The organism is Trebonia sp., from assembly GCF_030042015.1.
Taxonomy (GTDB): Bacteria; Actinomycetota; Actinomycetes; order Streptosporangiales; family Streptosporangiaceae; genus Trebonia.
This window is the reverse complement of record NZ_JASIAL010000185.1, coordinates 1-10,689: the sequence shown is the minus strand read 5'-3', so window position 1 is coordinate 10,689 and position 10,689 is coordinate 1. Positions and strand designations below refer to the sequence as shown.

General features: G+C 64.9%; 13 protein-coding genes. 10 read left to right on the top strand and 3 right to left on the bottom strand.

Going from position 1 to position 10,689, the window contains the following annotated elements; genetic code table 11:
• Positions 1-314, top strand: a 314-nt coding sequence (locus Q1N79_RS09535) for a hypothetical protein (RefSeq protein WP_300606999.1), incomplete at its 5' end; no start/stop codon positions are given.
• Positions 315-316: 2 nt separating this feature from the next.
• A complete protein-coding gene (locus Q1N79_RS09530) occupies positions 317-649 on the top strand; it encodes a nucleotidyl transferase AbiEii/AbiGii toxin family protein (protein ID WP_300606996.1) in 333 nt (110 codons plus the stop codon).
• A 113-nt stretch (positions 650-762) separates the two neighbouring features.
• On the opposite strand, the gene Q1N79_RS09525 is transcribed toward Q1N79_RS09530, so the two are convergent.
• The 3 genes from Q1N79_RS09525 to Q1N79_RS09515 all read right to left on the bottom strand — a co-directional run bounded on the left by Q1N79_RS09525 (position 763) and on the right by Q1N79_RS09515 (position 2,375).
• Positions 763-1,113 (bottom strand): hypothetical protein, encoded by a 351-nt coding sequence (locus tag Q1N79_RS09525; RefSeq protein WP_300606993.1) that lies wholly within the window; start codon positions 1,111-1,113, stop codon positions 763-765.
• A gap of 470 nt (positions 1,114-1,583) precedes the next feature.
• Positions 1,584-1,910 carry a hypothetical protein gene (locus tag Q1N79_RS09520; protein ID WP_300606990.1) on the bottom strand — a complete coding sequence of 109 codons (327 nt, stop codon included), beginning with the start codon at positions 1,908-1,910 and terminating at the stop codon, positions 1,584-1,586.
• A 117-nt stretch (positions 1,911-2,027) separates the two neighbouring features.
• Positions 2,028-2,375 (bottom strand): type II toxin-antitoxin system PemK/MazF family toxin, encoded by a 348-nt coding sequence (locus Q1N79_RS09515; protein WP_300606987.1) that lies wholly within the window; start codon positions 2,373-2,375, stop codon positions 2,028-2,030.
• Positions 2,376-3,072: 697 nt separating this feature from the next.
• Between Q1N79_RS09515 and Q1N79_RS09510 the strand changes: the two genes are divergently transcribed.
• From Q1N79_RS09510 to Q1N79_RS09475, 8 genes are all read left to right on the top strand, one after another.
• Positions 3,073-3,387, top strand: coding sequence for a MazG-like family protein (locus Q1N79_RS09510; RefSeq protein ID WP_300606984.1), 315 nt, complete (start codon positions 3,073-3,075; stop codon positions 3,385-3,387).
• Between the two features lie 153 nt (positions 3,388-3,540).
• Entirely contained in the window at positions 3,541-3,900 is a 360-nt protein-coding gene (locus tag Q1N79_RS09505) for a nucleoside triphosphate pyrophosphohydrolase (RefSeq protein WP_300606981.1), read from the top strand.
• Positions 3,901-4,180: 280 nt separating this feature from the next.
• On the top strand, positions 4,181-4,672 hold the full coding sequence (locus tag Q1N79_RS09500; RefSeq protein ID WP_300606978.1) for a nucleotidyltransferase domain-containing protein: 492 nt from the start codon (positions 4,181-4,183) through the stop codon (positions 4,670-4,672).
• The gene (locus Q1N79_RS09495; RefSeq protein WP_300606975.1) at positions 4,669-5,145 is read left to right on the top strand and encodes a hypothetical protein; all 477 of its coding nucleotides are present in this window, start codon (positions 4,669-4,671) and stop codon (positions 5,143-5,145) included. Before Q1N79_RS09500 ends, Q1N79_RS09495 begins: the two co-directional genes overlap by 4 nt.
• A gap of 7 nt (positions 5,146-5,152) precedes the next feature.
• Positions 5,153-5,926, top strand: a complete 774-nt coding sequence (locus tag Q1N79_RS09490) for a hypothetical protein (RefSeq protein ID WP_300606972.1) — start codon at positions 5,153-5,155, stop codon at positions 5,924-5,926.
• 1,476 nt (positions 5,927-7,402) lie between these two features.
• On the top strand, positions 7,403-7,873 hold the full coding sequence (locus Q1N79_RS09485) for a hypothetical protein (protein WP_300606970.1): 471 nt from the start codon (positions 7,403-7,405) through the stop codon (positions 7,871-7,873).
• Positions 7,874-8,263: 390 nt separating this feature from the next.
• Positions 8,264-9,067, top strand: coding sequence for a DUF433 domain-containing protein (locus tag Q1N79_RS09480; RefSeq protein WP_367185049.1), 804 nt, complete (start codon positions 8,264-8,266; stop codon positions 9,065-9,067).
• An 89-nt stretch (positions 9,068-9,156) separates the two neighbouring features.
• Positions 9,157-10,536, top strand: coding sequence for an IS256 family transposase (locus tag Q1N79_RS09475; RefSeq protein ID WP_300606964.1), 1,380 nt, complete (start codon positions 9,157-9,159; stop codon positions 10,534-10,536).
• Positions 10,537-10,689: the final 153 nt, after the last annotated feature.

The window sequence follows — 10,689 nt, the reverse complement described above, 5'->3', positions numbered from 1 at the left end:
CGTTGCGCGTCGACCTGGCAGGGGGGACGGAGCGGCTTGGCGAAGCCATCGCAACCGGTGGTGCAGACGCTGACCTAGCGGTGGTGCTTCAGGTTGCCGCCGCCTTCGGCCCGCGAGGTCTGGCAGCGCTCCGTCGGCTCGCATCGCTAGCGCATGTGCTGGAGTTGCCGCTCCCACTGAAACCACGACTCGACCCTCATCAGCCGGTCATCCGCCTAGATCCAGGAGACGATCAAGTCGAGTGGACCGATCAGGTGTTCCGGGTCGCGTGGAACGTGACTGCGGACGAGCTACGCGCTGTGGTCGGACAGTAGCCATGCTGACCGGGCACGCGATCACCCGGCGAGCGGACGTCGACGGGGTTGATGCCCTGGTTGCCGAGCGCGACTACGTCCTAGCGCATATCGTCGCTCAGCTTCATCATGCGGTTCCCGCGGACGGAGGACGCCTGGCGTTCAAGGGTGGAACCGCGCTCCGGTTCGTCCATATCAGCGACTACCGCTACTCGGCAGACCTGGACTTCTCGGTCATCGATGCGGGCACTGAACCCGCAGTCGCCGCACTCGGCGATGCACTAGGGTCGGCGAGAACCCACGCCGGGCTTCCGCACCTTGAACTCACAGCCTCGGCCGGAAGGCAGTGCCAGTAGCCCTGCGACCGAGCGGCTGGCAACTCATAACCCTGGCCGACGGAGCACTTCACGCGAGACGAGGCAGGCCCGCCTTGTCGAAGCGTTCTTGTTGGTCGTGGTGCCGCCGGTGCTTACGGCGCTGATGTGACCTTAATGGTCCAGTTGCCTGTGGCCTGGACGTTGAAACTCTCGACACCCGACGCCCCTGTGACTTCTGTGCTCCCGGACCCGTACGTTGCGATGACGTTGGGTAGGGACAGTGCGATAGCGGCCGTGTCGGTGTCGCTGATGATGAAGTTGTCACCGCCGGGAGCGCCGTCGGCGTCGTTGCCCGAAAAGGTCCACGCGACGATGTAATCGCCGCTGGACGGCGCGTTGAACGCCGGAGTCACCTGGTTGCCGGTGCCGGACCAGGAGCCTATCTCGGTGCCGGCTGGAGGTGGTGGCGCGGACACGGTCTGGGTCACGGTGGGACCGGCCACCTGGACCGTAGCGGTTATGGTCGGGCCAGGGATGGTGCGGCTTACCGTGCTGGTCCTGCTGCATGCTCCGAGACAGATGGCTAGGCCGACGCCAACGATCCCGGTCGCGGCGTAGGTCAGAGGCTTTACGCCAATTCGCTGCTTCTTCGGCTTTGGCGCGTTCGTAGCAGATGTCACTGTCCTCGCCCCCCGTTCTTGCCCGGTCTCCCAACCGGGCAATAGCTCCCCATTTTGCGATACCGCACACTGTGCCCGCTCGTGCACGCTGGTATGCCAGTGGCGGACGGTTCGCGCCATGCTCCGCTGCGAGGGTTGTCGGTTCTCGTGGCTCCGCGTCCGCTTCGGTGGCAGCTCTGAGGGTCGGCCGAGTTCGTCAAGCTCGATGCTGGTCAATGCGAAGCGATCGCCTCTCAAAGCCGTTTCCAGCCCGTAGTGCTCAGCCAGGTCGCGTTGTGTCGCAGTCGTCGGTCTCAGGGCGGACATTGCGCAGCCTTCGGCTGCGCGGAGATCCTGCGGTTCGCTGTCCAGCGACGAGCCGCAAGTGCCACAGTCACGGTCGTCGCGGTGGCAGGTTGCCGGTCTGCGGTTGCTGTCGCCGCAGTGCGGGACAGGACGAGTTTGGTGATGGCGGGGAAGGCCAGGGCGGCGACGGCCGAGCGCGCGCGGGAACAGTTGGGAACCGAGTTCTTCGTCCGGTCGCCGAGCAGGTGCCGGAAGTACGCCAGCGGGTGGAGCCGGGTACCGGTGCTGTCGGCGATCTGCTGCCAGGTAAGCAGCTCGTCACCCATTCCCCTCATCAGCACCCCTTTCCCCCGGAGCGCAGTATGCGGCACCGCTCTGGCGTTTCCGCGGAAGCGGATCGTGAACTGTTTCACAACCCGCGCGCAGCCGTCCGGGATGTACGCCGCAACGACCTAGAGACTCAGGTGGATGCGGAGTGCCTGGTCGAGTTCGGCCATGAGGTCTGCGGGCAGCTGGCCGATGTGCTTGCCGATGCGCTCGACAGCAACCGATCGGACTTGCTCGGCGTGCGCTTTGGAGTCATGACGCAGGCCGGTGAGGTCGGCCGGCAGCAGGACCTGGAACGGATAGATCCGCTCAGTGCTTGAGGTAACTGGCACGACCGTGACTACCCCGCGGCCAAGGCGGGTCGCGGTGCCGTTAGCGGCGTCGTTACTGACGATCACGGCCGGGCGGGTCTTGGTGGCTTCCTGGCCGAGGGCCGGGTCGAGGTTAACGGTGACGACTTCCCCACGGCGCACTCAGGCCCCCAGACCATCGGCAGTGACAGCTTCCCATGCCCTGGCGTCTTCGGAGTCGGTCCATGACTCCCACGCGTCCTCATATGCGCTGGCGAGCTGTGCGGTCCGCAGGAGCACGACAGCCTTGTGCAGTGCCGCGGACCGGGAAGCCATGCCCTGTTCACGGGCATAAGAGTCCAGGAACTCGACATCTTCCTCCGGAAGGCTCATACTTACTTTCATACCTTGATACTACCTTTAGTAAGATCATGGTAGCAAGGATTGACGGGCTGCTGGTGGCTGTCATACGGCAATCCTGTCGCTGGCGGTCGAGAACCGCGCTCCTTCGCCCGCTACCGTTACTCCGGTGAGCAGCGAGTACCGCAGCATGCGCGCCATGCCCCCCAGCTGCGCTGATTTTTGGCCGAGATTTTGCTAATGCGGACTTTCCACAGGAAATAGCGGTAACCACAAAAGGCGGCCTTAGCGTGCTCAGGGAAGGCAGCCAGGTAATCCACAGGCGCCCGGTGGCGGTGGAGGGTCTTATCCACAGCGGCGGTGGGATTGCGCACATAGCGATGCACAGGCTGTCGCCGGTAAGTTCTCGTCCGTCTTACCTGGCGCGGCGAGCTGGCTGGCAAGGGATCGCAGCGCCCTTGATGCGCACGTGCGTCGTTCCACTGGTGGTTTTGCGCTGGTACCGGCCCGGGGAGGGGTCTTGGATATTCGGTCAGGGCAGAAGCTGGCCTGGGAGAACAAGGTCGCGAAGGGCTTCAACACGACCGATGTGCCACTGGAGTTCTGCCTGCTGCAGGGAGAGGTGGCTGAGGCGTTCGACGCCTGGCGCAAGAATCGCGGTAGTGCGGGGGAGGAACTTGCGGACGTGGCGATCTATCTGCTCAGCCTCGCCGAGATGATAGGCGTCGACCTGCAGGGCGAAGTGGAAGCGAAGATCGTCAAGAACGCCTCCCGCGCCTACACCAGGCTGCCCAACGGGGTCCTGGTGAAGGACGGCACGGGGGCAGGAGCCTAGCCGTGGGCTGGGTTGGCGGTGATGACCGGAGTGGTACCGTCTCTCGTCGGCGTGTCCTCCGATATCCAAAGGCCTGTGGCATGTGGCATCGAAGATCCTTGAATCGGCTAGTGATTACCAGCATCCCCAGACGAGGCGGGCGGAGGTCTGGAGTTGAGCCAGGGCAAGCTGGTACGCGACAACATCCCGCAGATCATCAGGTCCAAAGGGCTAGAACCGGTAATTTATACGGCCAGTGCCGAAGAGTACGGCGTCCGGCTGAGGGACAAGCTCCGCGAAGAGGTCGAGGAGTTCCTTGCCTCGGACAACGACCCAGAGGAACTCGCCGACATCCTGGAGGTGCTTTACGCCTTGGGCGACCAGGCTGGAACGGACCGTCGGCAGATAGAGAAGCTGCGCGCGGCCAAGGCCGAGGCGCGGGGCGGTTTCGCCGCCCGCATCATCTGGTCCGGGAACCGGCCAGCCGCCACGGCTACGGGCGGGGACGGCGTGCAGGCTAATGTCTCACAGTGAGTAAGGGTCGCCAGAAGCGATCTCGTCGGCAAACGCCTGCCATATCAGGAGGTGCGGCATTCCTTGGCGTCCTCACTGTGAGTCGTACATCATACTGTCAATGAGCCAGTATATGCTGGTTTTATGACAGTATCATCGGTGGCTAACCGGACAGCGGGTACTTAGCGTGCGGGAGCAGGCCCCACCGCTGTTTCCTATCTTCCGGTCGCGGGTCACCGCTGAAGTGCTGGCGCGGACACACGTGGGGGATGGCGAGTACTCGATTGCGGAGCTGGCGGCCATGGCCAAGACCGACACCGGCACGATGACGCGTGAGGTCAGGCGCCTGGAGACCGCCGGGATTCTCCGGACCCGGGCAGTAGGCCGTACCAAACTTGTCCGCGCTAACAAGCATGCGCCTTTCTACAGTGCGCTGCGGGATCTTGCCGTTATCGTCCTGGGGCCCGCAGAAGTGCTTGGTGAGGAGCTCAGGGGGCTGGAGGGGATCGAGGCGGCGGCGATCTTCGGGTCCTGGGCGGCGCGAGCGGCAGGCGAGGCCGGCCCTTCGCCTGTCGATATCGATCTCCTGGTGATCGGACGCCCTGACCGGGACGACCTGCAGGACGCCGCAGGACGCGCCCGAGCACGGCTGGGCCGCGAGGTCAACACCGTCGTGGTTTCGGCTGATCGGTGGAACTCGGCGGACGACGCCTTCCTGGCGGAGTTGCGGAGCAGACCCATGGCCGCGCTCGCCGGAATCCCGGAACCCCGCGATATCGAGGATGAGCAGTGACCGGGTGGACCCGCGGGCGCGCCGAGATCATCGAAATGATCGAACGGCGGGAGCTTACCCAGGTGACCGCCAATACAGAGCTCGCCGACCGGCTGCTGGCCACCACACGGCAGCATGTGGCAAGCGCCCGCCTGCTCGCGGCCAGCGATCCCCACCTCGCGTACGCCGCGCTGCACGACGCCATCAGGAAGGCCCTGTCTGCGCTGCTCCAAATTCAAGGATTGCGAGCGACGACATCAGGAGGGCACCTCGCAGTCATGCATGTGGTTCAAGCACAGTTCGGCGCGTCGATGGGCGCGATCTTGCGGCCGGTTGACCGGATCCGTATCACGCGCCATGAGGCCGAGTATCCCGGCCCGGCCACCTATATCGACGAGGATGCGGTCCACGATGACCTGCCGAAGGCCGAGGCTGAGATTGAAGCGGTAGCCAAAACTCTGCCGCACTTGCCGGTATTCAGCGCCGAACCGTGAGCGGATCGTGAGCAGCGAGTACCGCAGCATGCGCGCCGAACTCCCCGCGCAAGTCGTGGAGCTGGTCGACAGGTTCCGCAACCCGCTCAAGCAGATCGAGTTCCTGAACCTGCTCTACGAGGCCGGCATCCTGGAGCCGGTCCTCGTCGACACCGACACCGCCGCCCGCATGGTCCGCCCCTACTCGTGGTTCCTGGACCGCGTCGGCGCCGAAGGCATCAAGCTCACCGCCCACGGTTACCTCCCGCCGCCCGACGTGGAGGCCGCGGCCGCCGAGCTCGGCCTGGCCGAAGAGTGGTACGGCAAGTTCAACCGCGAGTCCCAGACCTACCCCGTGCTCGACCCGCGCGAATCCGCCATGCGCCTGGGCCTGCTGCGCAAGTACAAGGGCACGCTCCTCGCCACTCCCCGCGGCCGCACGCTGCGCAGCGATCCCGTCGCCCTGTGGTGGCACCTGGCCGGCCAGCTGCCGCCAGCCAAGCTCCCCCGCCCCGAAACGCACGCCAGCCTGCTCCTCCTCGCGGCCGTCGCCGCCGGTCCGCAGGCTGGCCCCGACCCGCTGGACTACGTCGCCCGGATGCTCTGGGAGGCCGGCTGGCAGGCCAGCGACGGCACACCCCTGACCGGCTGGCAGGCCCGCGACGCCGCGTGGGACACCCACCTGGCGCTCATCCGCCTCGGCGCCCTCGTCCAGGACTGGCACAAGCTGTCGGACCCCGAGCAGCCAACCCGCGACGGCACCACATTCGCCCGCGCCGCCCTCCTCACCTGGCCCGCATAAGCCGCTGCGGCACAAGCTTTCAATTCAAATTATCCCGAACGAACCGTGCCGCCTCTCCAGCCCCGCCATCCCGCCCGGTGACATGGTCGGCCTTTCCCTGATCTCTCCGAATCGGCGTGTCGATCCTCTAATTCGAACCCATATCCGATAGAATGATCGTATCCCCAAACCAAGCGGGCCGCCCAGGTGCTAGCACACCCAAGCGGCCCTCGATCACCCATCTACTCAGGAGACGAAGTGACCGTAGACGACATCATCCCTCAGCGCGCCCAAGACGCGCTCGCCCAGGCCCACGCACGCCTAAGCCGTCTGGCCGCCCTCGACCCGGCCCGCATGTCCGAGGCGCTGACCTGGCTAGCTGGCTACAGCCCGTCCACTTTCGACGCCACGCTGGACGCCACCGAACCCTGCACCGACGACGACATCCCGACCCTGCGGACGACCCGGAGCCGTTCTGCGCAGTCTGTGGCGCAGACGTCGGAATCTTCCTGCGATTCGGCCTGGACTGGCGCCACTTCCGCGGCGACGGCACCACCGCCGGCCCGATCGAACTCTTCGACCCCGGCCACACTCCAGTCATCGCCTGGCGCCCCACACCCGCCCCCGCCGATCCGACAGCCCGATAGTCGCGGAGATTGCCATACGAACAGGGCGTGCGGGGCCCAGAGGGCCCCGCACGCCCTGTCGCTCCTCTGCCGCGACTACCGTCTAAGCAGTCGCCCATGGGCGCGGTTGAGCACGGCGACTGCCAACGTCTGCCGAGATTAGCCCAGATAATCCGATGGCAATCCGACCCCGGACGGCGTGTGGCGCAGCGTAGGAGGATCGGAAGCGCGCGGCAGCAAGTTGGACTCGCACAATCAGCTTTCAACCGTCCGGACGGGATCCCCGTGGCTCGGGTAGCCTTAAGAGATCGGTTCTAGCGCTGAGATCCTGCGCCTAGCGGGGGCAACCGAGTGGTTACTGAGAGTGATCGCTATGTTTAGCCAATGACAAACACGGTGACATGTGTCACCGTGAGAAGAGTAGCAAGGGGACATGCGTGGCACGTAGTGTCGGGCGTCCGTGGGGGCAGAAGAGGCCGGCGGTCCCGCCAACCGCAGCAAGGGAGGCAGCCACTGACCTTCCGGGGGATATGCAACTAACACAGCTCGGTAGCAAGCGGGCCGACGGCAAACCCCCGTTTCTCAACAAACCGCGCGTAGATGTTGATTACGATGGACTATCGCTCACTACAGGCAAAGAGACGATAGAGGAGGCTTTCCCAAGGGTGTTCCGGCGATCAGCCAGGGTAGGCGACGGCGTACGGTACACGAGCGTTGATGCGCTCATCGATAAAGGGTTCAGTGTCAAGCGGAGCCCTGGCAGGAATCCAAATCACGTATCTGTATCGAAGAAGAAGTGGTCGGACAAGGATGCTCGGGCATTTGATTCATGTTTCGACGATCCCACATGGAAGGAGGAGGATCCAAAATAATGAGTGACCAAATTGCTCTACGCATGGGCGCGGTTCCTTGGCGTCCGGCGAGCACTGCAGAGTCAGTTATCGTACTCGACCGTTACGATATTCCCCTCCTAGGCGTCGTACACCAGCATGGATCCAATTTCCTGTTCAACTTCCTTGACGGTCAGCCGCAAGAAGTGAACATGTGGGGCTATGCAAACATAGCCGATCAAGAGCTTGAGACTCTCCGGGGAGCAGCGCCCGAAGAGATTGATGATCTGGTCGATCAGATATTCGGAACTCGCGATACAACAGTAGCGATCGCGACAGAAGAAACGGGCTTGCTCTTGAGCGCTGTAATCAGGCCCCACAAAACACGCAGAGATCTTATCACTGCAGCAATAACCGAACTCGCGCGTATGGCACGAGCTGAAGTAAATGCAGTAGAAAGCATCCGCGAGCATCGCGATTCTGCTCCTGGCATACAGCCGTGTCCCGCATGACCCAGGGGTCATCGCTGTCGTACATGGATTTTCCTCTTTTCCCTGCGTCGAACGCGGTCGCGTCGCCATCTGGTAGCTAGGTTCCGCCTGCATGTACTGCGGTCGTGCAAGCATTCAGTGCTGAACCGTGAGCGCGCGCCGCAGCGGGGTGAGCGCGACCCAGCCGATAAGCGCGCCCGCTTCCCCGGCGACAACCACGTGCCACATAAGGGCGCTGGGGAAACGGCGCCAGTCGTCGACGGGAATCTGCTCGCCGAGACCATCATGGGCTGATCGACGACCAGACCGCCGCGGGTATGGTCCGCCCCTGCTCGTGGTTCCCGGACCGCGTCGGCGCCGAAGGCATCAAGCTCACCGTCCACGGCTACCTCCCACCGACCATGAGGCACAATGAGGTCGGATTCGGCCGAAGCACGACGTTATAGGCGGGAGGCGGGAGGCGGGGTTGTGAGCGTGGACCGGTTCTCAACGTTGCTCTACGGCATCGGGGAAGCCGCGGGATACCTGTCCGTCCCACCCCCAACCTTGACCGCGTGGGCCTACGGATATGAGCGTCATCGGCGTGGGACGTGCGTCTTCCGGGCTAGGCCGATCATCACGGCGGTGCGCCCGCAGCGCCCCGGCGACCCAGCCGTGCCTTTCATCGGGCTCGCCGAAGCATATGCGCTGGCCGCGTTCCGCAGCGCCGGGGTTCCCATGCAGCGCATCCGGCCAGCCATCGACGCCCTCGGCCGTGAGCTGGGACTTGCGCACGCGCTAGCCAGCAAGAGGCTGTACACCGACGGGGCAGAAGTGCTGTACGACTACGCCGAGCGTGTCGGCGACACCCCCGAGGGCGAGTCCGCGCGCGAGCTGGTCGTCGTGCGCAACAACCAGCGCGTCTTCAGCGAGGTCGTCGAGCTGTACCTGCGGCGCATCGACTTCGCGCCGGACGGCTACGCCCAGCTCATCTACCTTCCCCAGTACAGGGTTGCGGAAGTGACCGTCGATCCCGACCACGCGTTCGGGCGGCCCAGGTTTACGCGCGGCGGGGCTAGCGTCGATGACGTGCTCGACTTGTTCCAGTCGGGAGAGCCAGTCGACCTGGTGGCCGGCGAATTCGGGTTGTCCCGTGATGAGGTTGAGGACGCCATCCGTGTCGTCACCCGAGCAGCCACCCAGATTCCCCATTATTCGCAGTCAGCCATGGGCTGAAGGTGGCGTCCAGATCCGGGTGTAAATGAGTGAACGGGCGTAGGTTCCCTTCAAGACGGCCAAGTCATCGAAGGGAAGGACCTACACCCGTGTCTGTACGAGTATTGCCTACTGACCGTATCCGCGCCAGGATCGACGAGCTGTTCAGCCAGGACCGGGAGCTGCCGGAGATCCTGGAAGACGTCGCCCGGCTCGGCGCGCAGCTGCTGATGCAGGCTGCTCTCGAAGCCGAAGTCACCGAGTTCCCCGGCCGTGACCGGTACCAGCGGTCCGCTGCCTGCGAGGATGCCCGCCCCGGGTCCCGCAACGGGTACCGCGAGGTCACCGTCAAGACGACCGCCGGGCCGGTGCAGCTGTCCCGGCCGAAGCTGCGCGGCACCGCCGGGGCGTTCGCATCGCGGCTGTTCGGCGCGCACGTGACGAAGACGAACGCGCTGGAGACGCTGGTGATCGCCTCGTTCGTGCGCGGCCTGTCGGTCCGCGACGTCGAGGCCGCGCTCGCTGAGGCCCTCGGCGACCAGGCCGCGATCTCCAAGTCCACCGTGTCATCGGTGTGCCAGGCCATCAAGGAGGAGTACCAGGCCTGGGCGCGGCGCCGCCTGGATGAGGTGATGCTGGACTACCTGTACCTGGACGCCTCGTTCTTCCGGATGCATCCCGGCTCCCCGGCCGAGCCGGTGCTCGCCGCCTGGGGCATCACCACCGACGGCAAGCCCGCCTTCACCGGCCTGGCCCCCGGCTCCGGCGAGTCCGCCGACGCCTGGCACGACTTCCTCACCGACCTGAAGGACCGGGGCCTGCCGTCCCCGCTGCTGGTCATCTCCGACGGGGCGGCGGGCCTGATCGCCGCGACCGGGCAGGCCTTCCCCAAGGCCCTGCGCCAAAGGTGCCTGGTCCACCGGGCGAGAAACATCCTGGCCAAGGTCCCGGCCGGGATGCAGCCCGAGATCAAGGACGCCTTCTGGGCGCTGTTCGATACCAGCGACCTGAAGACCAAGCCCGGCCCCCGGCTCGTCGAGCTCATCGAACACCGCATCACCGAGATGGCCGCGAAATACTCCGCCACCTACCCGGCCGCGATGAAATGCCTGCTCGCCGACCATGAAGGGCTCACCGCCTACCTGCGGTTCCCCGCCGGGCACCACCAGCGCATCCGGCACTCCAACTTCATCGAGCGGACCTTCGGCGAGACCCGCCGCCGGACCAAGGTGATCGGCCGGCTCCCCGGCGAGACCTCCTGCCTGACCCTGGTCTGGGCCGTCCTCGACCGCGCATCCCGCGGCTGGCGCGGCCTGACCATGACCAGCGACGGCCTGCGCCTGCTCCAGGACCTGCGCCGCTCGCTGCCCGGCCCGCCCCGCCAGCTACGGCCACGCACCGTAGCTGCCGGCCAGGCCCACGACACCACTCAGAATGTCAGTGCCACACTACAGTTCCGATATTACCGATGGTGTAGACGATATCACTAATGGTGACCAAAGGTGATGCGCCCTTCAGGGCGCTGCCCGCTCCCGGTCATCACGGAACGTAATGTCCACCGGATCGATGCATTGAAGTCTGCCAATTAAGCGGGCATGCGAAGCGGCCGTTTCTATTGTTTTAATCGTGACAAGAAAACTAAA

Bases quoted from the DNA above. Each gene is read 5' to 3' on its own strand.
- Q1N79_RS09480 (WP_367185049.1), top strand. From the start codon at position 8,264: ATGAGGTCGGATTCGGCCGAAGCACGACGTTATAGGCGGGAGGCGGGA.
- Q1N79_RS09530 (WP_300606996.1), top strand. From the start codon at position 317: ATGCTGACCGGGCACGCGATCACCCGGCGAGCGGACGTCGACGGGGTT.
- Q1N79_RS09485 (WP_300606970.1), top strand. From the start codon at position 7,403: ATGAGTGACCAAATTGCTCTACGCATGGGCGCGGTTCCTTGGCGTCCG.
- Q1N79_RS09520 (WP_300606990.1), bottom strand. From the start codon at position 1,910: ATGAGGGGAATGGGTGACGAGCTGCTTACCTGGCAGCAGATCGCCGAC.
- Q1N79_RS09500 (WP_300606978.1), top strand. From the start codon at position 4,181: ATGGCCAAGACCGACACCGGCACGATGACGCGTGAGGTCAGGCGCCTG.